The 21,934-nt window shown below is 35.9% G+C and carries 23 protein-coding genes; 19 read left to right on the top strand and 4 right to left on the bottom strand.

Annotation, left to right across the window (positions count from 1 at the left end; genetic code table 11):
- The first annotated feature begins 39 nt into the window (after positions 1-39).
- The 9 genes from MHH96_RS25105 to MHH96_RS25065 all read left to right on the top strand — a co-directional run bounded on the left by MHH96_RS25105 (position 40) and on the right by MHH96_RS25065 (position 8,496).
- The gene (locus MHH96_RS25105; protein ID WP_047942260.1) at positions 40-798 is read left to right on the top strand and encodes an IclR family transcriptional regulator; all 759 of its coding nucleotides are present in this window, start codon (positions 40-42) and stop codon (positions 796-798) included.
- Between the two features lie 122 nt (positions 799-920).
- The gene (locus tag MHH96_RS25100; RefSeq protein WP_047942259.1) at positions 921-1,568 is read left to right on the top strand and encodes a bifunctional 4-hydroxy-2-oxoglutarate aldolase/2-dehydro-3-deoxy-phosphogluconate aldolase; all 648 of its coding nucleotides are present in this window, start codon (positions 921-923) and stop codon (positions 1,566-1,568) included.
- Between the two features lie 2 nt (positions 1,569-1,570).
- Positions 1,571-2,575, top strand: coding sequence for a sugar kinase (locus MHH96_RS25095; RefSeq protein WP_047942257.1), 1,005 nt, complete (start codon positions 1,571-1,573; stop codon positions 2,573-2,575).
- 21 nt (positions 2,576-2,596) lie between these two features.
- Positions 2,597-3,427, top strand: a complete 831-nt coding sequence (gene kduI / locus MHH96_RS25090) for a 5-dehydro-4-deoxy-D-glucuronate isomerase (protein WP_095320562.1) — start codon at positions 2,597-2,599, stop codon at positions 3,425-3,427.
- Positions 3,428-3,441: 14 nt separating this feature from the next.
- Entirely contained in the window at positions 3,442-4,245 is an 804-nt protein-coding gene (locus MHH96_RS25085) for a gluconate 5-dehydrogenase (RefSeq protein WP_047942255.1), read from the top strand.
- A 258-nt stretch (positions 4,246-4,503) separates the two neighbouring features.
- On the top strand, positions 4,504-5,349 hold the full coding sequence (locus tag MHH96_RS25080; RefSeq protein WP_047942254.1) for a DUF72 domain-containing protein: 846 nt from the start codon (positions 4,504-4,506) through the stop codon (positions 5,347-5,349).
- Between the two features lie 87 nt (positions 5,350-5,436).
- The gene (locus tag MHH96_RS25075) at positions 5,437-6,795 is read left to right on the top strand and encodes a bifunctional metallophosphatase/5'-nucleotidase (protein WP_047942253.1); all 1,359 of its coding nucleotides are present in this window, start codon (positions 5,437-5,439) and stop codon (positions 6,793-6,795) included.
- A gap of 101 nt (positions 6,796-6,896) precedes the next feature.
- Positions 6,897-7,199: a YunC family protein gene (locus tag MHH96_RS25070; RefSeq protein WP_061799079.1), complete on the top strand. Its 303-nt coding sequence runs from the start codon at positions 6,897-6,899 to the stop codon at positions 7,197-7,199.
- A gap of 202 nt (positions 7,200-7,401) precedes the next feature.
- On the top strand, positions 7,402-8,496 hold the full coding sequence (locus MHH96_RS25065) for an HD-GYP domain-containing protein (protein WP_061799077.1): 1,095 nt from the start codon (positions 7,402-7,404) through the stop codon (positions 8,494-8,496).
- Positions 8,497-8,548: 52 nt separating this feature from the next.
- On the opposite strand, the gene MHH96_RS25060 is transcribed toward MHH96_RS25065, so the two are convergent.
- Complete coding sequence (locus tag MHH96_RS25060; protein ID WP_047942353.1) at positions 8,549-9,508, bottom strand: M23 family metallopeptidase; 960 nt, start codon at positions 9,506-9,508, stop codon at positions 8,549-8,551.
- Positions 9,509-9,792: 284 nt separating this feature from the next.
- Between MHH96_RS25060 and lipA the strand changes: the two genes are divergently transcribed.
- The 5 genes from lipA to MHH96_RS25035 all read left to right on the top strand — a co-directional run bounded on the left by lipA (position 9,793) and on the right by MHH96_RS25035 (position 14,317).
- The gene (gene lipA, locus MHH96_RS25055) at positions 9,793-10,707 is read left to right on the top strand and encodes a lipoyl synthase (RefSeq protein WP_235844501.1); all 915 of its coding nucleotides are present in this window, start codon (positions 9,793-9,795) and stop codon (positions 10,705-10,707) included.
- Positions 10,708-11,080: 373 nt separating this feature from the next.
- Positions 11,081-11,353, top strand: a complete 273-nt coding sequence (locus MHH96_RS25050) for a YutD family protein (protein WP_047942248.1) — start codon at positions 11,081-11,083, stop codon at positions 11,351-11,353.
- 311 nt (positions 11,354-11,664) lie between these two features.
- Positions 11,665-12,960 (top strand): EAL domain-containing protein, encoded by a 1,296-nt coding sequence (locus tag MHH96_RS25045; protein WP_047942247.1) that lies wholly within the window; start codon positions 11,665-11,667, stop codon positions 12,958-12,960.
- 22 nt (positions 12,961-12,982) lie between these two features.
- Positions 12,983-13,420: a DUF86 domain-containing protein gene (locus MHH96_RS25040; RefSeq protein WP_061799075.1), complete on the top strand. Its 438-nt coding sequence runs from the start codon at positions 12,983-12,985 to the stop codon at positions 13,418-13,420.
- A 120-nt stretch (positions 13,421-13,540) separates the two neighbouring features.
- On the top strand, positions 13,541-14,317 hold the full coding sequence (locus MHH96_RS25035; protein WP_061799072.1) for a TIGR01457 family HAD-type hydrolase: 777 nt from the start codon (positions 13,541-13,543) through the stop codon (positions 14,315-14,317).
- Positions 14,318-14,384: 67 nt separating this feature from the next.
- Here the strand turns inward: MHH96_RS25035 and MHH96_RS25030 are convergent, their stop codons facing one another.
- Entirely contained in the window at positions 14,385-14,876 is a 492-nt protein-coding gene (locus MHH96_RS25030) for a phosphatidylglycerophosphatase A family protein (RefSeq protein ID WP_095259312.1), read from the bottom strand.
- Positions 14,877-15,070: 194 nt separating this feature from the next.
- Between MHH96_RS25030 and yutH the strand changes: the two genes are divergently transcribed.
- The 4 genes from yutH to thrB all read left to right on the top strand — a co-directional run bounded on the left by yutH (position 15,071) and on the right by thrB (position 19,778).
- Positions 15,071-16,072, top strand: coding sequence for a spore coat putative kinase YutH (gene yutH, locus MHH96_RS25025; protein ID WP_341118299.1), 1,002 nt, complete (start codon positions 15,071-15,073; stop codon positions 16,070-16,072).
- Positions 16,073-16,501: 429 nt separating this feature from the next.
- Positions 16,502-17,800, top strand: a complete 1,299-nt coding sequence (locus MHH96_RS25020; protein WP_047942241.1) for a homoserine dehydrogenase — start codon at positions 16,502-16,504, stop codon at positions 17,798-17,800.
- Positions 17,800-18,861, top strand: a complete 1,062-nt coding sequence (gene thrC / locus MHH96_RS25015; protein ID WP_047942240.1) for a threonine synthase — start codon at positions 17,800-17,802, stop codon at positions 18,859-18,861. Before MHH96_RS25020 ends, thrC begins: the two co-directional genes overlap by 1 nt.
- Entirely contained in the window at positions 18,858-19,778 is a 921-nt protein-coding gene (gene thrB, locus MHH96_RS25010) for a homoserine kinase (RefSeq protein WP_061799069.1), read from the top strand. The genes thrC and thrB overlap by 4 nt, the downstream gene beginning before the upstream one ends.
- A 51-nt stretch (positions 19,779-19,829) precedes the next feature.
- Here the strand turns inward: thrB and MHH96_RS25005 are convergent, their stop codons facing one another.
- Complete coding sequence (locus MHH96_RS25005) at positions 19,830-20,066, bottom strand: NifU family protein (RefSeq protein WP_047942238.1); 237 nt, start codon at positions 20,064-20,066, stop codon at positions 19,830-19,832.
- Between the two features lie 167 nt (positions 20,067-20,233).
- Here MHH96_RS25005 and MHH96_RS25000 point away from each other — a divergent pair, with 167 nt between their 5' ends.
- Entirely contained in the window at positions 20,234-20,557 is a 324-nt protein-coding gene (locus MHH96_RS25000; RefSeq protein WP_047942237.1) for a YuzD family protein, read from the top strand.
- Between the two features lie 203 nt (positions 20,558-20,760).
- Here the strand turns inward: MHH96_RS25000 and MHH96_RS24995 are convergent, their stop codons facing one another.
- On the bottom strand, positions 20,761-21,834 hold the full coding sequence (locus MHH96_RS24995; protein WP_047942236.1) for an NAD(P)/FAD-dependent oxidoreductase: 1,074 nt from the start codon (positions 21,832-21,834) through the stop codon (positions 20,761-20,763).
- Between the last annotated feature and the right edge of the window lie 100 nt (positions 21,835-21,934).

The following is a 21,934-nucleotide window of genomic DNA, read 5'->3' as shown; positions in this document are numbered from 1 at the left end:
TTTCGTATATAATTTCTTTATTGGAAAAGAGGGTGTATAATGGAGAAAACAAAACCTTATGGTACGGTTCTATTAAGAGCAGCAAAAATTATGGATTACCTTTCAGACAATCCTAATCAAGCATTGCAGAAAATTGCTCAAAACACAGAGATGACAACTTCAACTACTTTGAAAATATTGGACACTTTATTGTTAATTGGCTTTGTGAGCAGAGATAAAAATAAAAATTATCGATTAGGATCTAAACTTATTCGATATGCCAATCAAGGTGTGGATCAGCTGGACTTAGTAGAGCTGACATTGCCTTATTTAGAAAAACTGCAAAAGTTAATTGATGAAACCATTCATTTAGGCGTACTTGCAGATAATGAAATTTTATATGTAAACAAGCTAGAGGCTAAACATCAGACAATAAGAATGTCATCAAGGATTGGGATAACAAGGCCCTTGTACAGCTCAGCAATGGGAAAGGCAGTTCTTGCAGAATTGGAAGAAGAAGAGTATTTAAATTATCTAAAAACAACTCCTTTAGTTCCATATACAGAGCATACGATAACCAACTCTTTAAAGCTTGCATCAGAATTGCAGAAAGTGAGAGAGACTGGTATTGCTTTTGATGACGAAGAAATGGAGAAAGATATTTTCTGTATTGGAGCGTCTTTAAAAAAAGATGGAAAAATCATTGGAGCATTTAGTGTAAGTATGCCGAAATATAGGCTCACAGAAGAATTTAAAAAACAAATAATAAAGGCTGTCGTCGAAACGAAAAATGAGATAATGCAAGTTGTGGCTCGTTAAATCGTTTCGGCGATTTTTTTTATTTAATGATTAGCGTTTACATTTTTCAAAAAAGTATGTATAATCAAGGTGAGTTTCTTAATAGTAAAATTGTATTTCTAAATAGGAAAAGAGTGGTGGAGATGAAACGAGTTGAAACATTACGACGCTTAAAGAGTGCTGGAATAATCGCAGTAGTCCGAGGGAACAGCAAGGAAGAGGCTGTGAAGGCAAGTAATGCAGTAGTTCAAGGTGGCATGAAGGGAATTGAATTAACTTTTACTGTTCCTAATGCAGATAAAGCCATTAGTGAATTAGTAGAGTTGTATAAGAATGATTCTGACATTGTTATAGGTGCAGGTACTGTGTTAGATGTAGTAACTGCTCGTTTAGCTATCATGGCTGGAGCAGAATATATTGTCAGCCCAAACTTTGATAGAGAAACTGCAGAACTATGTAATCTTTATCAAACTCCCTATCTTCCGGGATGCTTAACGATTACAGAAATGAAAGATGCATTAAAGGCAGGAGTAGATATTATCAAATTATTCCCAGGCAGTGCCTATGGACCAAGTATTGTATCCGCTTTTAAAGCTCCAATGCCTCAAGTTAATATTATGCCGACAGGCGGAGTTAGCCTGGAAAATATGGAAGACTGGTTTAAAGCAGGAGTAGTAGCAGTTGGCGTAGGAGGAAACCTATTAGCACCTGTGGCAAAAGGGGATTTTGCTAAAGTTACAGAGATTGCTAGTCAATATATGGATAAATTTCATCAAATTAAAGGAGCATAAATATGGGGAAGGTAGTTACGTTAGGTGAAATCATGCTTCGTCTATCCACTGATTCTGGTGTACGAATTGCCCATGCTGATAATTTTCGTGCACATTATGGCGGGGGTGAAGCCAATGTCGCTATTTCACTAGCCAATTTTGGTCACGATGTTTACTTTGCTAGTAAAATTCCAGACAATGGCTTAGGAGAAGGTGTAGTAAAGCATTTAAGTTGTTATGGCGTTCATACTGACTTTCTTTTAAAAGGAGGATCCAGGTTAGGCACTTATTATGTAGAGGCTGGAATTGGTGAACGAGCAGCCAATGTCATTTATGACCGTGCTGGTTCGAGTTTCGCCGAAATGACAGAGAGTGAATGGAAAAAGGAAGAACTGTTTAATAACGTAGATATCTTTCATATTTCAGGAATTACACCAGCGTTATCTTCAAGTTGGAAAAAAACAACAATCTCATTAATAGAAGCAGCAAAAGAGTCTGGCTGTAAAATCAGTTTTGATATTAACTATCGAGGAAAATTATGGTCTCAAAAAGAAGCAGGTGAGACAATTTCTGAAATATTGCCTTTGGTAGATTACTGTTCAGCTGGCAAGCTTGATGCTCTCTATTTGTTAGGAATTCCTGAGGCGACTGAACAGGAGAATGAATTAGTTTACTACTATCAAGAAATACAGAAGAAATTTCCTGCTATCTCTGTTCTATATTCCACAAAAAGAACGGTGGTATCTGCTAGTAGCAATGAATTAATAGGAACATTATGGATGGATGATTACTACTATGAATCTCAAAAACATGTTATTAATCCAATCGTTGATCGAGTAGGAGCAGGTGATGCCTTTTCCGGTGGAGTTCTGCATGGAATACTAGCACAAAAAAGTCCACAGGAAATGATTGACTTTGCGACAGCTGCATCTGCTTTGAAACATACAGTTCAAGGTGATTGTAATCAATTTAACGAACCAGAAGTCAACAGCTTTTTACTAGCTGGCTCTGGAAAAATAAATCGATAGGAGTGTAGAAAAATGCAAAACATGGAAACGCGTTATACACATAGCCCCGAGGATATACGTCATTACTCTACAGAACAATTGAGAAAAGAATTTTTAGTAGAAAAAGTATTTGTGCCAGGGGAAATTAGCTTAACGTATACGCATAACGACCGCATGATTTTTGGTGGAATTACGCCAACCGATAAATCCTTAGAAATCATATTGGATAAGCAATTGGGTGTGGAATATTTCTTGGAACGCCGTGAGCTGGGAGTTATTAATATCGGTGGACCTGGTTATATCGAAATCGACGGAGAAAAAGAAGAAATGAAAAAACAAGATGGATACTATATTGGCAAAGAGACACGACATGTTGTCTTTTCTTCCGAGAATCCAAACAATCCAGCTAAATTTTATATTAGCTCCGTACCGGCACATCACAAATATCCAAATGTAAAAATTAGTATTGATCATATCAAACCAATGGAAACAGGAGAAGCCCTAACATTAAATCAACGTAAAATTTATCAATACATACATCCAAATGTATGTGAAAGCTGCCAATTGCAAATGGGCTATACTATCTTAGAGCCTGGAAGTGCATGGAATACAATGCCTTCTCATACACATGAAAGACGCATGGAAGCATATGTTTACTTTGATATGGAAGAAGATACCCGTATTTTTCACATGATGGGGAAACCGGATGAAACAAAGCATCTAGTTATGAGCAGTGAGCAAGCTGCTATTTCACCAAGCTGGTCTATTCATTCTGGAGTTGGCACAAGCAACTATTCCTTTATCTGGGCAATGTGTGGCGAAAATATCACGTATACCGATATGGACATGATTCCAATGAATAAATTGAAATAAAAGGAGAGAAAACAATGGCATTCACGATGGATAAATTCCGCATTGATGGAAAAGTAGCCTTAGTTACAGGTGCAATATATGGAATTGGTTTTGAAATTGCAAGCGCTTTATCGGAAGCGGGTGCAAAAATCGTGTTTAATTCCTTAAATCAAGAATCTGTCGATCAAGCACTTCAAAGTTATCAAGAAGCAGGAATTGAAGCAAAAGGCTATGTATTTGATGTTACAGATGAACAAGCCGTACAAGCTGCGGTTGCGCAGATTAAAGAAGAGGTTGGTCCGATTGATATATTAGTTAACAATGCTGGGATTATCAAGCGTGTGCCAATGGTAGAAATGTCTGCAGAAGATTTCCGCCAAGTAGTAGATGTAGATTTGAATGGACCATTTATCGTTTCTAAAGCAGTTATACCTGATATGATTCAAAATGGCGGCGGTAAAATCATCAATATCTGTTCCATGATGAGTGAACTTGGCAGGGAAACAGTCAGTGCCTATGCTGCTGCTAAAGGCGGGCTAAAGATGCTGACAAAAAATATTGCTTCTGAATATGGAGAATACAATATTCAATGTAATGGAATCGGACCAGGTTATATCGCTACACCACAAACTGCCCCATTACGCGAAAAGCAGGCAGACGGATCCCGTCATCCATTTGATCAGTTTATTATTGGAAAAACGCCTGCAGCACGTTGGGGAAATCCTGAAGACCTAGCTGGTTCAGCCGTATTTTTAGCATCTGAAGCATCGAACTTCGTGAATGGTCATATTCTCTATGTAGATGGCGGAATACTGGCTTATATTGGTAAACAGCCTTAAGAGAAGCATAGATATTTTTACTAGTTCAATATCTGAAAGTATCTGTACTTATTTTTAAATTTATCTTGGAGGTACCAATAAATCGGGTGACTGATTTATTGGTACCTCTTTTTCTTTTAACTTAGTTATTTATGATGATTATGATATGATATTTAATATAAAGAAATAAAAAAACAGATATATTTTTGGAAATGAAGTTAGTGTTTTTCTCTATGTGAGTATCGCTTTGAGAAAAACAATGTTATCGAGGTGATTTTATTGATTCATATCGGATTAACAGGCTGGGGAGATCATCCGAGTCTATATGGAAAAAATACTTCATCGCAAAATAAGTTAATGGAATATGCCGGGTATTTTCCTACTGTGGAAGTGGATGCTTCTTTTTATGCGGTGCAGCCAGTCCGGAATGCGGAGTCTTGGGTAAAGAAAACACCTAACTCTTTTCAATTTATCGTAAAGGCATTCCAAGGGATGACAGGCCATAATCGTGGAGACATTCCTTTTGCCTCGAATGATGAAATGTTTGCTGCATTTATCGATTCCTTAGTTCCATATAGAAAAAGTGGCAAATTGGCGATGGTGTTATTCCAATTTCCTCCTTGGTTTGATTGCACAAAGGAAAATGTCCAATTCTTAAGAGCGTGTAGAAAAAGGATGGGAGATATACCTTGTGCACTTGAATTTAGACATCAATCATGGTTTAATCCCAAATATCGAGCAAATACCCTTCAGTTTATGAAGGAAGAGAATTGGATACATAGTATTTGTGATGAGCCTCAAGTAATGCCTGTTTCTGTTCCTACTGTTCTAGAAGCGGTTGGCGAAGATAAGGTGCTCATTCGGCTTCACGGAAGAAATTATTATGGTTGGCAGCAAAATAATAATCCAAATTGGCGAGAAGTTCGCTATTTATATCGGTATAACACAGCAGAATTAAGTGAATGGGCTGAAAATATTCGCCAGCTTGAAAAGCAATGTAAAAATATTTATGTGCTCTTTAATAATAATTCTGGTGGAGATGCGGCTGATAACGCACGAGAACTGATTGATTTATTAAATATAGAATATACGGATTTAGCTCCAAGACAATTGGATTTATTCTAACTATCAGAAGAGTGGAGAAGAGCATTCTCTGCTTTAGAATAGATAATTGCCTAAAAAAGTGAAAATACAAATAAGGAAGGCGAGAAGATGGAAGTCATCCACATATATCATACTAATGATTTACATAGCCATTTTGAAAATTGGCCAAGAATTTATGAATTGCTGCGTGAAAGAAAAAAATGGCATAAAGAGGCTGGCGAAGCTGTTTATTTATTTGATATAGGTGACCATTTAGATTTGTCTCATCCTTATACGGAAGCAACTAAAGGTAGAATTAACACACAGCTGTTAAATGAAGAACACTATGATGCAGTGACAATTGGGAACAATGAAGGAATTACTTTGTCATATGAAGGATTAGATCATTTATATGATGAAGCCAAATTTGATGTAATTGTTGCAAATCTATACAAACGTAATGGGGAACGTCCTGATTGGGCTATTCCTCATCAAATATTTAAGACAGCTAAAGGAACAAAAATTGGGGTAATCGGTATTACAGCCTATTTCGAAAAGTTATATGAGCTCTTAGGATGGAAATTGACAGAACCAATAGAAGAACTATCAAAGCAATTAGAAAAAATTAGAGGAAATGTTGATATTATTGTATTGCTTTCCCATTTAGGGATAAATGACGATGAGATGATTGCAGCTAATTATCCAGAAATAGATGTGATTCTTGGTGCACATACCCATCATATTTTCCATCAAGGAAAAATAATTAATAATAATCTTCAAGGTGCTGCCGGTAAATATGGCTATTATCTTGGTCATATTGAATTAAAGGTTGATGCTTCCAAAAGGGTAATCGATAAAAAAGCCATATTATATGAAACAAGTAAGTTGCCGATTGCAAATAAAGAAGAAGCCATTGTGGAAAATTATTACCAGCAAGGGAAATTGGTTTTATCAGAAAAGGCAGCAACGATTGATGAGTATTTATCTAGAGAAGCGCTAGCAGAAATGCTTTGCAAAAAATTAATTTCGTGGTGTCAATCGGATTGTGCAATTATTAATGAGGGCTTAATTTTAGAAGGATTGCAAGCCGGGGAGATCACTTTCTTTGATTTATTATCGATTTGTCCACATCCAATTAATCCATGTAATGTGACATTAACCGGAGCGGAACTGAAAGAAATTCTGCTTGATATGAAATCCGATAAGTGGGAGATAATGCCTGTCAAGGGTCTTGGATTCCGGGGAACATTAATGGGGAAAATGATTGCAGCAGGCATTACGCAAGAGACAATCGGAGAAAAAGAACAGTACTATATCCATGCACAGGAAATACAGGCAGATCAGAATTATGTTGTAACAGTACCTGATATGTTTACATTCGGTAATTTTTTCCCAGCCATTTATCGGGCAACGAAGAAAGACTATTTTCTTCCTGAATTTATGCGTAATATTCTTGCTGACACTTTACAAAATAGGATAAAAGCGTAAAGGGTCATTTTATCATTCTTAAATAAAGAAGAAAACACCGATTTCTCCTCTCTTGAATATACTTATTAGGAAGGGAAAGAGAGGAGTGAGCACAGAGTATTATGATTGATGTGTATCCTGTTGATATCAATGGACATACTTTTATTGCGGTCTCGGTATTATTGCCTAAAACTACTTTGCTTGCTGTAAAAAATGATAAAGGCTACATTATGTGCGGTGCTTTAGATGTGGCATTGTTAAATGATAAGCTGAAAGACCGGAAAATTATTGCTGGTAGAGCTGTTGGTGTGAAAACGATTGAACAATTACTAAATGCACCCTTAGAGTCAGTGACAATAGAAGCAGAAGCATATGGAATTCATAAAGGGATGATTGGAAGAGAAGCATTATTGAAAATGATATAAAGGATAAAGAGGTTAAGAAGGTTTAACGAATCAGAGGGGAGCCCCCTTTCGTTAAACCTTCTTTTTTGGAAGAGAGGGAAATGAATATCCCTGCATTTGGACAATTTCTTATAAATTTTACTTTTCTTTTATAGGTATAAAGAAACAGAAGCAAAAGTACGATATAATAGTTACTATATAAATTATTAGGAGCTATTAAAGCATGAGATTAGTTGGGACAAAAAATATAAAAGAAGGTGCAATCTTAGCTAAGCCTATATTAAATGATCGCGGAAGAGTGTTAATAAATAGCGGGATAAGATTAGAGCAAAAGATGATTAAAAGGCTGCTTGACTTTGGTATTAGCTATGTTTATTTAGAAGATAAAAATACAAAGGATATTAAAGTGAATGATGCTATCTCAGAGCAAGTTAAGATGGAAGCGATGCAAACTATTGAGAAAAGTTTTGATATGATAAAAAGTGCGGATGCTGATAATATTTCGATGGTGATGGAGAAGAATACACCGGTTTTTAAAAATTTGGTTGAAAAAGTACTATTGGAATTAAAAAATCATGAACATCTTTCTTCTGTTATGTCTGATGTTTATCTATATGATAATTATATTTTTTCGCATAGCTTAAATGTAACTATTTACTCGTTGGCATTAGGTTTAGAGTTAAAACTTCCGCCGAAGCAGATGGAAATCTTAGGGCTTGGGGCTATTTTACATGATATTGGTAAAATGACAGTTCCATTAGAAATTCTCCTGAAACCAGGAAAGTTGACGGCAGAAGAATTTGATATTATAAAAAGTCATGCTGAAGCAGGCTTTGAGATGCTAAGAAAAGTGGAGACACTGCCTTTACTCGTTAGTCATTGTGCCTACCAGCACCATGAACGATTAAATGGTTCTGGCTATCCGAGAGGCATAAAAGCAGAAGATATTCATTTGTTTGGAAAAATTATTGCTGTAGCAGATGTTTTTGATGCCATTACATCTAATCGCGTCTATCATGATGCTTTATTACCACATGAAGCACTAGAGATTTTGTATACAGGATCAGGTTATCTATATGATGCAAAAATTGTTGAAGCATTTAGAAGAGCGATAGTCCTTTATCCTAATGGGTTAAGTGTTATGCTAAGCAATGGAGAAAAAGGGATTGTATGTAAACAAAATAAGGGGATGAATGAAAGACCAATTATACGAATTGTGGAAAGAGAGGGAAAAGAAATTCCTCCATATGACTTGAATTTAAAGGAAAATCTTTCAATTGTCATAACGCAATGTGATTCTCTCCAAAATCCCTTGTGAACATAAAGGCGATAAGAATGAAGCAGTAGATCCTTATCGCCAAGTAAGTAATTTATTTTTTCTTTCTTGTTTTTATCTTTTCTTGTCTTTCCCATAATCGTAAATGTGCATATGGATCATAGGACCATTCTGTATAGCCATTATCTTTATAGATACCATAATGTAGATGAGGAGGGAATTTTCCTGAGGTTCCTGGCGGTCCGTATCCTGAACTTCCAACTCCACCAATAATCATCCCTGGCTCTACGACCATTCCAGCCTGAATCTCTTTCGAGAATCCATTTAAATGGGCAAAATAATGATAATTATTATTAATATCTCTTATTCCGATGCGCCATCCGCCATAATTATTCCAGCCTTTCATTTCTACAATACCATAGGAAGTCGCTTTTACAGGGACTCCATAGTCTGCAAAAATATCTGTACCTTCATGAATTCTTTTTCCTCCCCAGCCGCGGGCGTCCCCCCAAGTACTGCGATAGCTATGATCACTTCTTAATGGCAGAGGGAAGGCATGATCATCTAAATTTAATCTGCCAAAGTGGTTGTATATGGCTGCTTTTCCCATTATGATGCTAACAGTTTTATCCCTTTTATAGTAGTTCCATAATCCGATTTTAAAGTTATCCTCATCAATGCCATATTGACTTATATAATTGGAGAATGCGGAAAGGATATCTTCATCATTAAATCTATCTGCTTTTCCATCTCCATCACCGTCAGCACCAAGTCCTCCAAATAAAGGAATGGTTAAAGGGTTATCATCCTCTGGATTGGGATTAATAATACCAGCCCATTCTTCCTTCGTAAAATAAATCCCAGTGTATCCCTTTGCCTTAGGGATATCTTTTCTTGAAGAGCGAATGTTACGCTCATATTGATCGACAGCCGCTATATAATACCAAGGAATATGATATAATGCTTCTATTTTTTTATAAAGTTCCATCCTTTTTGTGTAAGGGTCATTCATTTTTTCATTAGCATATGTGACGGTGTTAGGTAGTAAAAACATAAGAATAATGATTATAAATATTAACCTGTGCAAAGATTAGTCCCTCCCTTCTTATTCTGTCGTTATATTTTGTGACTTATATCAAAAAAAATAATTATCAATTAATGGTAATCATTTTAAATGAATAACTTGTAGACGCATTTCCATTATGTTAAAGTGACAAATGAAGAAGAGACAATCCTTTTACTGTGTATAACATACAAAAAAATCTGAGGGATAGCTGTTATACAATACTGTTTTTTAAGTAAAAATGATGAAAATTATTTTACTAGGAGATGAATGTGGTGTCAGAAAAAAAACAAGAATATTTGCGCAAACCTGAATGGTTAAAAATTAAATTGAATACGAATGAAAATTATACAGGTTTGAAAAAAATGATGAAGGAAAAGCAGCTACATACAGTCTGTGAGGAAGCAAAATGTCCAAATATTCATGAGTGCTGGGCAGTTAGAAGAACGGCAACATTTATGATTTTAGGAGCTATTTGTACAAGAGCCTGTCGTTTTTGTGCAGTCAAAACAGGATTACCGACTGAATTAGATTGGCAAGAGCCAGAAAGAGTTGCTGATTCTGTGTTTGCAATGAACTTAAAGCATGTGGTTATTACTGCTGTTGCAAGAGATGACTTAAAAGACGGCGGAGCAGCTGTATTTGCAGAAACTGTTCGTGCCATTCGCAGAAAAAATCCATTCACCAGCATTGAGGTATTACCATCTGATATGGGAGGGGTAGAAGAAAACCTTCGATTATTAATGGATGCTAAGCCAGATATCTTGAACCATAATATTGAAACAGTAGAAAGATTGACCCCTAGAGTACGTGCCAGAGCAAAATATCATCGTTCTCTTGAGTTTTTACGAAGAGCAAAAGAGATGCAGCCTAATATTCCTACTAAGTCTAGTATTATGGTTGGGTTAGGGGAAACGAAAGAAGAAATTATCGCCACAATGGATGATCTTAGAGCAAATAATGTGGATATTATGACCATTGGCCAATATTTACAACCAACTGTCAAACATTTAAAAGTACAAAAATATTATCATCCAGATGAATTTAAAGAGTTAAAAGAGATTGCTTTAAGTAAAGGATTTAGCCATTGTGAAGCAGGTCCATTAGTTCGTTCATCTTATCACGCAGATGAGCAAGTAAACGAAGCGAAAAAAAATCAGCAAATGGCTGAACATGCAAAAGAAGCATAAATAAAGAATAAGACTAAAGGGATAAATTTTCCGCTGAACATTAGCTCAGACCATTATACGGAGATACTAAAAATATTTCGTATAATGGTTTGGGTTTTTTTATTCAACCAGAATTAATTGAGAATATCAGCCCATAATCAAAAGGTATTTAACAGTATAGAATAAAAATTCTGTATTTTTATAGGAAGATTTTATTGTTAGTGCTATGTAAATATCTATCCTAAGGTTATAATGATAGTGAGCAATGTTATAATTGGACTATTTATACCAAGATACGAATAGTTCAACTAATTATCAGTGAAGTTAAAAAGCAAAGCTGCATGGCTGGAAGTTTTATATTTAGGAAATATATACAGGTTTTGAGGTGATACGATTGGTTTGTATTAATAATCATTGTTATGAACTGATTGAAGAAAGAAAATCAGGTTTTAATGAAGAAGCATTTAAAAATAGATATAGTGACATATTAACGAAATACGATTATATTGTCGGAGATTGGGGTTATGGACAATTAAGATTACGTGGCTTTTTTGATGATCATAATCAAAAATCAAGTTTTGACACGAAAATAAGCACGTTAACGGAATATTTATATGAATATTGTAATTTTGGCTGTGCCTATTTTGTAGTGAAAAAAACAAAATAAAAAGGTTATCCTTTATTTTGATCTTGAAGAAGGAGCTTCCATTCAGAAAGAAAACAAGAAATGGACTGGCTTAGCAAATGGAGAAACTGTTTTGTTAATGATTACTTATCTTTATCCAAGTGTAAGGAAATACATCTAACTCAGTTTCTTAAGCAAAGCCATGAATGATTATCTTACCATTTGAATTCCCCAATGCGATTTTTGCTTCTAATTGTAAGTCTTGTAGCAATAGAAGTAAGGAAAAGTCCATCTAAAGAGAATTAATTTGCTTTAATGACAGAAAAAGTTGGCATTTTGAGAGGAATGGGGCTATGAAATATCAAGAGAATGTCTGTTCAAGATTATTTAATTGGGGAAAATTACTTCTTCCGGCAAAACTTATTAAGTATTTTCCTCCATCATTTGTATTACGAGACCCTATTATTCATCAAGTACAAAAAGCGATGATAAAAGGATATGAGGTAGCTGTTATTGTAATAGATATATCGAATTTACATAGAATAAAGCAACAATTAGAAGCAAAAGATTTTCGACAATATATTCGATTGCTAAAAAAATTATTTGGCAAAACGATACAATTAAAAGCTTCTAATGAAATCATTGCTATTCATGATTATAATCCGAACGGCTTAACCATGTTTATGAAATGGGAACAAGGATCCGAATGTTTACCAGTAATAGATGGGTTAATTAAAGATATTATACATAATGTGGAAAATGACTTTCGTGAAATTGGGAGCATTCCGCCTGAATTTCATACAGGATACATGTTTATCGAGAATAAATATACCTATCTTTCTGATGCTATTCAAACGGCTTATGAATTTGCCCTTGCAATGGCACATAAAAGAACTGATCCGGAATTCAATAAATTAGTCTATACTTTGAGTAATATTGTGGCGAAAAAAAGCATCCGTTTATTGGCACAACCAATTATGGATGTAGAAACAAATAAAATTCACGCTTGTGAAATGCTGACAAGAGGCCCAGAAGGAACACCGTTAGAAAATCCACTTCAACTTTTCTCTTTAGCAAGGCAAACGAAGTTTTTGTATGATCTTGAAATGATTGTTCTTGATAAAGCTTTTGAACAAATCCAGCAAACAAAATGGAGGCATAATATCTTTATTAACTTTACACCAATCACAATTGGTAACCAAAGATTTATTAAAGATATAAAGAGCGTAATTCGTAGGTATAAAGGGATTTCCCCGAAAAAAATAACAATTGAAATTACAGAAAGAGATTCATTTGAAGGGTTAGAGCATTTTGCTAAAAATCTAAAGGTTTTAAGAATGCTTGGTTTTTTAATCGCAGTTGATGATACTGGCGCGGGTTATGCTAGTCTGAATTCCATCAGTGAAATCATGCCAGATATTATTAAGATTGACCGTTCTGTAATCCAGAATATTGATAAAAATTCAGTAAAGGAATCGATGCTCCAAGGACTTCTTCTTATTGCAAAAGAAGTGGGCTCCGTTGTGGTAGCAGAAGGAATTGAAAATGCAGAGGAAGCCTCTGTTTTATCGAAAAATAAAGTGGATTTAGCTCAAGGATATTTTTACGCCAAGCCTACTAGTCTTAGTAACCATTTACAAATCTCATAGTATGCGGAAGGAGTAAGGGAATATGTATTTTGTGGACCGAGAAAAAATAGAAGAACAGTTAAATTATTACCATGAGCTCATCAGTCAGTTTGAAACGCAAGAAACGTGGAATACATTTCTTGAGAAAGTGGCACTTGAAAGATTGACACATATGATGATTGAAGTCATCTTAGATGTAGGAAATAGTATGATTGATGGTTTTATTATGAGGGATCCGGGCAGTTATGACGACATTGTCGATATACTTATTGATGAAAAAGTTATTACTATGGAAATAGGAAAAGACATTAAGGAACTCATTCTTTGGCGCAAACAGCTTGTACATCAGTATACTAATATTGATCATAAGGGATTGATTGCAGCATTTGAAGCGAAGCTACTCTCCATAAAAGCCTTTGCTCCATCTGTAAAAGAATACTTAATTCATGAATTAGGACCTGTTTCTGCATTTAGAAATTAGATTATTTTTAAAGAAAATGATTTTAATCAAATAAAGAATAATTTTCAAGCTGTGAAAAAAGCAACGTGCTTTTTTAAATAGTTCCTGAATTAATACATAGCAATTGAAAGGATTTTCTTAATGAAAGCGTATAAAGGATATTTAATAGATTTAGATGGAACAATGTATCGGGGAACAGAAGTAATTGAAGAGGCAGCTGAATTTGTTAAGCGATTGATTGCTGCGCAAATTCCCTATTTATATGTCACCAATAATTCGACAAAAACACCAGAACAAGTGGCCAAAAAACTACAGGAGTTTCAAATACCGGCAAAAGCGAGTGAGGTATTTACTTCCGCCATGGCTTCTGCTAATTATATTGTCGAAAAATCCCCTGGAGCAAATGTGTTTATGATAGGGGAAGAAGGACTTCAGCACGCTTTAGAGGAAAAAGACTTGAAGTTAATGAAGGATTCAGAAAATGTTGATTATGTGGTTGCTGGACTTGATCAACAGATTACCTATGAAAAGCTTACAGTGGCATGCTTAGCAGTCCGAAATGGCGCACAATTTGTCATTACAAATGGGGATACGGCTTTGCCAAGTGAGCGAGGATTATTACCTGGAAATGGTGCCTTAACTTCTGTTATTTCGGTAAGTACTCAGCAACAGCCTGTTGTTGTCGGCAAACCAGAATCAATTATTGTAGATCAAGCAATCAAATTATTAGATCTGCCGAAAGAAGACGTCTTGATGGTTGGCGATAATTATCAAACAGATATTATGGCAGGCATCAATGCAAAGATGGATACACTTCTCGTGTATACAGGAGTTACAACGAAAGAGCAACTAAGCGGATATTCTGTCAAGCCAACCTACACGGTTGATAGCTTAAGTGAGTGGGCTATAATAAAATAAGGTCATATAAAGAGGACGTTTCGCTACTGTTTACAGTGTATGAAACGTCTTTTTTTTACAAGGTGACTTATTCTTCCCCATTAGCACGGTGAGCTAGTCTACTTGAAGCTGCTGCTGCAATAGCACCGACAATATCGTCTAAAAAGGTATGGCATTCACCAGAACTCTTATCATTTAGCTTTTGTAAAATGCCTGGTTTCAATTTATCTACATAGCCATAATTAGTAAATCCGATGGAACCATATACATTTACAATCGAGAAAGCAAGCACTTCATCTACCCCGTAAAGCCCTTCATCTGTTTCGACAATTTCTTGCAGGGGAGATTCCAGGAGCTTTTTTTCAGCGAGTACATCTAATTGTATCCCTGTGATAACAGCATTTTGAACCTCTCTTTTGGAAAGAACGCGCTCGACATTATGAATACAGTCTTCCATTTGTAAATCTTTATGATATTTCTCTTGTAAGAGATAAACAAGCTTCGCTATGTCTTCTATTTCGACTCCACGTTCATGTAACCACTTTCTGGCTGTTTTTTCTGTTAGGTCTTTTAATGACATGAACTTCACCTTTTCTTTAATTATTCACTATGTATTCACAGTGTTTATTATTATATGCATGATGGCTGTTAGATGTTCCTTACAGCTATTGTTTCCATAATAGGGGCAATTCATGATTTGTATCCTCTTAACAAGTTTTAACATTCCTTGTCATATACTTCTAAAAGAGAGAATAACGAGGAGGAGGAAAAGACATGATTAAGAAAATTTTATCGACAAAGTATGGAATTGATGTAGAAGAAGAAACAAGAGTCGGTCATTATGAAGCTTGTATAAGCAAAGGAAAACTGTATACTATTGTCCCAGTAGGAAATATAGAGGAAGAAGAACTAACAGAAAGAGACCAAATTGCTGCACATATCTATCAGATTGGTGATAAACATGTCAGCATGTTATTAGAGTCAAAAGAAGGAAGCAAACATACTGAAATGAATGAGCAGCTTTATTGTGTGCTTATGAATGAACGACTACGTCCCTTTCAATCTCGGAAATTAGGGCGAAAACTGGGGAAGTTTCATTTTAGAGGCAGAACTGTACCATTTGGTGTCCAAAAAATAAGTAGAATGGGGCAGTGGAAGAGTATGTGGGAACAAAGATTGGGCCAATTGGAGGGTTTCTGGAACAGTATGTTATACAAACAGCCAGAAAGTGAATTCGATCAATTATTTTTAGAATCTTTTCCATATTATATGGGGATTGCTGAGAATGCCATTCAGTATTTTGTCGATACAGAGCTAGATGATGATCCAACTGCTGTAGATAGTGGAACAATTTGTTATAACCGTTTTACCAAAGACACATGGGCAGGAGAATATTATATTAAAAATCCATTTGATTGGGTGTTTGATCATTGTGGAAGAGATCTTGCTGAATGGACAAGAGATCGATATTTTCGAAATATCAAAACATATCATCGAGAAGTAAAGACGTTTTATGAGGAGTATCAAAGTGTTATGCCCCTAAGTTCTTTTGCATGGAGATTAATATATGCAAGGCTGTTATTCCCCATTCATTATGTGGAATGTATCGAAAATTATTATTCTGCTATACAGGAGGCGGACCGTCTATTTCTAGAAGAACGGTTAAAGAAAATGCTCAGCCAGTCGAGGGATTTAGAAATATTTCTGAAAGAATTTTATGACAACACAGAAGTGCCAGTTAAAACATTGAAAATCCCTATTGTTTCCTGGTTGTAAATAATTGGTTTGGAGCGAAGGGCTTAAATAGTCAGGGATATAAGTGTTCAAAACAAAGGAAAATCCTAACAATTATACGGAGATGTTCATGGGAATTTCGTATGTTGTCTGGTTTTTTTTATGAATACAGTTTCTTTTCCATGGAGTGAGCGACGAGCGCTTCGTCGACTCACTGCTTAAAAAATCTAAATATACATAAAATTTATAATTTTTCTTTTGGAATTTTAGCATCTTCCTATATAATGGATTCATTAAGTAAACGAGCACAAATATTCTTTTTAAAAGGGAAAAGCTATTCTTATTCTTTTAAAATAAAAATTTTAAAAGAATGTTTAAACACCCCTTGTAAAAAAAGGAATCAAACACTATAATGTCTACTATACAAAGACAGTTGTTCTCGTAAAAAGAACATCAACGGGAGGTAAACAGATGGAGGCAATCTCAATTGGACTACTCGGCTTAGGAACTGTTGGATCCGGCGTTGTAAAAATTATTGAAAATCATCAAGATAAAATCATGCATCAAGTCGGCTGTCCAGTGCAGGTAAAAAAAATACTCGTCAAGAATGTAAAGAAAGAACGAGAAGTAGAGATAACCGATGATATTCTCTTAACAGTTGATGCTAATGATATATTAGATGATCCTGAAATAGATGTGGTTATAGAAGTAATGGGTGGGATTGAAGAGACAAGGAACATCCTGCTAAAAGCCTTAAAAAATAAAAAACAAGTAGTAACGGCTAACAAGGATTTAATGGCAGTACATGGAGCAGAGCTACTGCAAGCAGCTTCCCAAAATAATTGTGATTTATTTTATGAGGCAAGTGTTGCTGGTGGAATTCCTATTCTAAGAGGTTTAGTAGATGGGTTAGCTTCTGACCGTATCATTAAATTAATGGGAATTGTGAACGGAACAACTAATTTTATTTTAACGAAGATGAGTCAACAGCAAAGACCGTATGAGGATGTTCTTTTAGAAGCGCAAGCATTAGGTTTTGCGGAAAGTGATCCTACCTCTGATGTCGAAGGGCTGGATGCAGCAAGAAAAATGACTATTTTAGCAACTTTAGGCTTTTCGATGAATATTGGCTTGGAAGATGTAAAGGTACAAGGCATAACGAATGTAACAGATGACGATATACAGTATGGAAAGCAGTTAGGATATACAATGAAACTCATTGGTATTGCTCAAAGACAGGAAGAAAAAGTAGAAGTTAGTGTCCAGCCTACTTTTATTGTCGACAGCCATCCATTGGCAGCCGTTAATAATGAGTATAATGCTGTTTATGTATATGGAGAAGCGGTTGGAGAAACGATGTTTTATGGACCTGGTGCCGGAAGCTTACCAACTGCAACAGCCGTTGTATCGGATCTAGTGAATGTTTTGAAAAATATGCGCTTGGGCGTTAATGGAAAAGGTGCAATCGCTCCACAATTTAAAAAGAAGCTAAAAGAGCCAGACGAAATGTTTTCTAAATATTTCTTACGACTGCAAGTAGTGGATGAGGTTGGAGTATTTGCGGAAATTACATCTATCTTCTCCCAGCATGGAGTCAGCTTTGAGAAGATCCTCCAGTTACCAGTGAAGGAAAAAGGGTTGGCAGAAATAGTCTTAGTAACACACCATGCGTCTTTATTAAACTATGAGAATATTTTATTAGAATTAAGGGACTTATCATCTGTTCGAACAGTTAAAAGTTCTTATCGAGTTGAAGGAGGAACAAAGTAATGAGATGGAAGGGTCTCTTAGAAGAATATAAAGAGTATTTACCAATAAATGAATCGACACCAATGTTAACACTGAATGAAGGAAACACACCTTTAATTAAGCTGGAAAAGTTGTCTGAGGAATGGGGCGTAGAGCTATTTGTCAAAACGGAAGGAACTAATCCAACTGGCTCCTTTAAAGATAGAGGAATGGTCATGGCTGTAGCTAAAGCAAAGGAAGAAGGAAACTCAACCGTTATCTGCGCTTCTACGGGAAATACGTCAGCTGCAGCAGCTGCCTATGCTACACGTGCAGGGATGCGCTGTATTGTCGTTATACCAGAAGGAAAAATCGCGATGGGAAAATTAGCACAAGCTGTTATGTATGGTGCTGAGATTATTGCGATTGAAGGGAATTTCGATCAAGCATTACAGATGGTACGCAAAATTAGTGAAACAGAACCAGTTGCACTTGTTAATTCAGTGAATCCGTATCGTTTAGAAGGACAAAAAACAGCTGCTTTTGAAGTCTGTGACCAATTAGGAGGAGCGCCAGATATATTGGCAATTCCTGTTGGTAATGCTGGAAATATTAGTGCTTATTGGAAAGGATTTAAAGAATACCACGAAATAAAGCAAACAGGACTGCCGAAAATCCACGGCTTTGAAGCGGCTGGAGCAGCAGCGATTGTTCATAATCGCGTATTTGAAAATCCAGAAACAATTGCTACAGCCATTCGAATTGGTAACCCTGCTAGCTGGAAGCTGGCTGTTCAAGCACAAGAAGAGTCCAAGGGAATTATTGATGAAGTAACAGATGAAGAGATTATTGCTGCATATCGTACGATTGCTGCAAAAGAAGGGGTATTTGCTGAGCCAGGTTCTTGTGCATCGATTGCAGGTGTTTATAAGCATATTCAAAATGGGAAAATTCCTAAAGGAAGTAGAATAGTAGCGATCCTTACAGGAAATGGCTTGAAAGATCCGAATACAGCAATCGATGTAAGTCCAATTAAGCCAGTAGTATTACCTAATGATGAAAAAGCAGTAGCTAATCACATTAAGGGAGTCGTTCATATATGAACGAAGGAGAGATGCTGCTAATTAAAGTCCCAGCGAGTACTGCTAATCTCGGGCCAGGCTTTGACAGTATTGGACTAGCGTTAAACTTATATTTAACATTGGAAGTTGTTCAAAGTGACTGTTGGGAGGTTATTCCGTTAACAGATGAATTGAAGGAATTTCCAAGTGATGAAAGTAATTTCATTATTAAAACAGCGATCGAGGTGGCGAAATCATTTCATACTATTCTTCCTCCTTGTCAAATAAAAGTGAATAGTAATATTCCTTTAGCAAGAGGACTTGGATCTAGTGCTTCCGCTATTGTGGCAGGAATTGAACTAGCAGATCAAGTTGGTAATTTACAATTGACTAAACAACAGAAATTTGCAATTGCCTCCAAAATGGAGGGGCATCCAGATAATGTTGGAGCGAGTATTTTCGGCGGCTTAGTTGTTGGCTGTCAATTAGGAGAAGAAGTAGATGCAGAAATCATTCATTCGGTAGATTTGGAAGTACTAGCTGTGATTCCAGCAGAAGAGCTATTAACAAAGTCTTCACGAGGAGTTTTACCGGACACTCTTTCTTTTGCTGAAGCTGTTTCAGCAGGTGCAGTATCTAATCTATTAGTTGCGGCACTGCTTACAGGTAATAGGAAACTTGCTGGAAAAATGATGAAAAAGGACAAGTATCATCAGCCATATCGGAAAGAGTTAGTACCGCACTTAGAGCTAATGGAAGAACATGCCTGCGAGCTAGGTGCTTATGGGGTGGCTTTAAGTGGAGCGGGGCCGACAGTATTGTGTTTTGTAGAACCAGGAAAAATGAATACGTTAATAGATGGATTAGTGCCGAAATTACCTGATATGCGTTTCCTCCCATTGGAAATAGACAAGAAAGGCAGTACTTGCTCCGGAGTACTTGCAACAGAAGTTAAATAAAAAAGAAAGAGGATGCAATTGCATCCTCTTTCTGCATTTTCTCATCAAAAATTAAAATACTTGTTCTACTTCATAAACGCCTGGTACTTCCTCTAATAAAGCACGTTCAATACCAGCCTTTAAAGTAATAGTAGAACTTGGACAGCTTCCGCAAGCACCTAATAAGCGTAGTTTTACAATGCCATCCTCTACATCCACTAATTCACAGTCTCCACCATCTCTTAAAAGGAATGGACGTAATTTATCTAGTACTTCTTGGACTTGTTCTTTCATTTCAACTTCTTGCATACATATCGACTCCTTTCCTATTATTTATTATAATCACATTAGGATGAAAAATCTATAATCAAGAAACACGAATTAAATAAACAAAAAATTGGATATATAACAAAACCCTATAATACCGGAAAAATAATGGATAGGCAAGCTTGTCTATCCCATGGAGGAGAGTTTATTTGAAAAAGGAAATTGAAGTAAGTATTTATGGAGCAGAACAAATTTGTGCCAGCTGTGTTAACCTGCCATCTTCTAAGGACACATATGAATGGCTCCAGGCTGCATTAAGTAGAAAATTTCCAGAGCAAACTTTTCAGATTAAATATTATGATATTTTTCAAGCCAATTATACGGAAGATAAAAATAAATTCTGTCAGAAAATTATAGAGGAAGATTTATTCTATCCAGTAGTAGTAATTGAGGGAGAGATTGTAGGCGAAGGTAATCCGAAGTTGAAGAAAATTTATGCAGAATTTGAGAAATACGGATATACTAGTGCTTAATGGTTAAAATTGTATCCGTTTTTTCAGAAATAATGGAGTAGACTGAATACACATGGCTATCGATACAATAGGAAGTATATTCAGTCTAGAAGGATAACTATAACTCTTATTATCGATTAAAATCGATAGGGAATATTATTGGTATTTTCTTGTTCCAGCGTTATCTTAAGCTGGAATAAGTGTGACACACTCCCATTCTTTTACTAGTCGTTAATTTTATTTTTATTATTTTTATCTTTCCATAGCACTCCATGTTTAATTAAGCGTGGAATTCTTCCTGTTAAAGCGGTTTTGGCAATAAGTCCGAAACCGGCTTTTTTTCCTAATGACCCAAGGACCCCTTTTAGCTTGATTGGCGGCATATAATCAGGTAGTACTTTCCCTTGCCAACGAGAAATTAAAACAAAAGCAATTTGTTCTGCCTGTCCTTCTGCAAGCTGTGCACTGGGAGGATGAGGAAGGCTTGCGCAATCACCAACTACGAAAACATGCTCATTATTAGGAAGGTGGTGATGCTTGGATAAGAGAATGCGTCCTTTCTTATCTTTTTCCACGTCAAGTTCCCGTACAACTTTATTTGGTTGAATCCCAGCTGTCCAAACAATACAGTCATAATGCTGTGGGATTCCATGATTATAAACTGTATTTTTTTTTATACAAGTAATATTGCTATTTTTGATAAGATTAACCTTTCTATCTGTAAACCATCGTTCTACATAGTTTCTTACTTTTTTAGGATAAGAAGATAATATGGTATTTCCACGATCCAAAAGTGTGATTTGCAGGCTGCTACTTTCAGCTAATTCAGCTGCTAACTCAACGCCGCTTAAGCCGCCGCCGATAATTGCAACCTTTGCCCCCTGAGACAAGCTATGGAGCTGCTTATGTGTTCGTTTGGATTTATTGATGGATTGAATACTATGAGTGTTGTCTTTAGCGCCCTCGACTTGGTGATAATTATCCTCACAGCCAAGTCCAATAATCAAATCATCATAATCGATCGGATTTCTTCCCGCTAACCAAACTTTATTGTTTTCCAAATCAATTTTTTCCACTTCTGCTTGTATAATGCTTACTTGAGGGTGTTTAGGAAAAGGAATTTGTAGGGTTTTATCCAGTACAGTACCAGCTGCAAGAGCATAATATTCTGTCTTTAGAAAATGAAATGGGACTTTATCTATTAATATGACCATAAAATTATATGGTAAATGAGGTATGATAGAGGATAAAACACGCATACCACCATAACCGCCGCCTAATATTATTAATTTTTTCATTTTTTCCCCCTTATTGTGCTCATGAGAAAATCTATTCTTTAAAAATTAGTTCGTAATTTTAGATCTGCTCCTTTTAGAGTATATTAAAAGGTTAGGACTG

The sequence above is a fragment of the Niallia sp. FSL K6-0212 genome (genome assembly GCF_038007605.1).
Lineage (GTDB): Bacteria > Bacillota > Bacilli > Bacillales > Cytobacillaceae > Niallia > Niallia circulans.
This window is presented reverse-complemented; position numbering and strand designations above follow the sequence as displayed.

What these genes read in the sequence shown, in the direction of transcription:
- MHH96_RS25020 (WP_047942241.1), top strand. Translation starts at nt 16,502, where the DNA reads ATGGAGGCAATCTCAATTGGACTACTCGGCTTAGGAACTGTTGGATCC.
- MHH96_RS25040 (WP_061799075.1), top strand. Translation starts at nt 12,983, where the DNA reads ATGTATTTTGTGGACCGAGAAAAAATAGAAGAACAGTTAAATTATTAC.
- MHH96_RS25100 (WP_047942259.1), top strand. Translation starts at nt 921, where the DNA reads ATGAAACGAGTTGAAACATTACGACGCTTAAAGAGTGCTGGAATAATC.
- MHH96_RS25005 (WP_047942238.1), bottom strand. Translation starts at nt 20,066, where the DNA reads ATGCAAGAAGTTGAAATGAAAGAACAAGTCCAAGAAGTACTAGATAAA.
- thrC (WP_047942240.1), top strand. Translation starts at nt 17,800, where the DNA reads ATGAGATGGAAGGGTCTCTTAGAAGAATATAAAGAGTATTTACCAATA.
- MHH96_RS25065 (WP_061799077.1), top strand. Translation starts at nt 7,402, where the DNA reads ATGAGATTAGTTGGGACAAAAAATATAAAAGAAGGTGCAATCTTAGCT.
- MHH96_RS25035 (WP_061799072.1), top strand. Translation starts at nt 13,541, where the DNA reads ATGAAAGCGTATAAAGGATATTTAATAGATTTAGATGGAACAATGTAT.
- MHH96_RS25095 (WP_047942257.1), top strand. Translation starts at nt 1,571, where the DNA reads ATGGGGAAGGTAGTTACGTTAGGTGAAATCATGCTTCGTCTATCCACT.
- MHH96_RS25075 (WP_047942253.1), top strand. Translation starts at nt 5,437, where the DNA reads ATGGAAGTCATCCACATATATCATACTAATGATTTACATAGCCATTTT.
- MHH96_RS25085 (WP_047942255.1), top strand. Translation starts at nt 3,442, where the DNA reads ATGGCATTCACGATGGATAAATTCCGCATTGATGGAAAAGTAGCCTTA.
- MHH96_RS25060 (WP_047942353.1), bottom strand. Translation starts at nt 9,508, where the DNA reads ATGTTTTTACTACCTAACACCGTCACATATGCTAATGAAAAAATGAAT.
- yutH (WP_341118299.1), top strand. Translation starts at nt 15,071, where the DNA reads ATGATTAAGAAAATTTTATCGACAAAGTATGGAATTGATGTAGAAGAA.
- MHH96_RS25045 (WP_047942247.1), top strand. Translation starts at nt 11,665, where the DNA reads ATGAAATATCAAGAGAATGTCTGTTCAAGATTATTTAATTGGGGAAAA.
- kduI (WP_095320562.1), top strand. Translation starts at nt 2,597, where the DNA reads ATGGAAACGCGTTATACACATAGCCCCGAGGATATACGTCATTACTCT.
- MHH96_RS25070 (WP_061799079.1), top strand. Translation starts at nt 6,897, where the DNA reads ATGATTGATGTGTATCCTGTTGATATCAATGGACATACTTTTATTGCG.
- MHH96_RS25105 (WP_047942260.1), top strand. Translation starts at nt 40, where the DNA reads ATGGAGAAAACAAAACCTTATGGTACGGTTCTATTAAGAGCAGCAAAA.
- MHH96_RS24995 (WP_047942236.1), bottom strand. Translation starts at nt 21,834, where the DNA reads ATGAAAAAATTAATAATATTAGGCGGCGGTTATGGTGGTATGCGTGTT.
- MHH96_RS25030 (WP_095259312.1), bottom strand. Translation starts at nt 14,876, where the DNA reads ATGTCATTAAAAGACCTAACAGAAAAAACAGCCAGAAAGTGGTTACAT.
- thrB (WP_061799069.1), top strand. Translation starts at nt 18,858, where the DNA reads ATGAACGAAGGAGAGATGCTGCTAATTAAAGTCCCAGCGAGTACTGCT.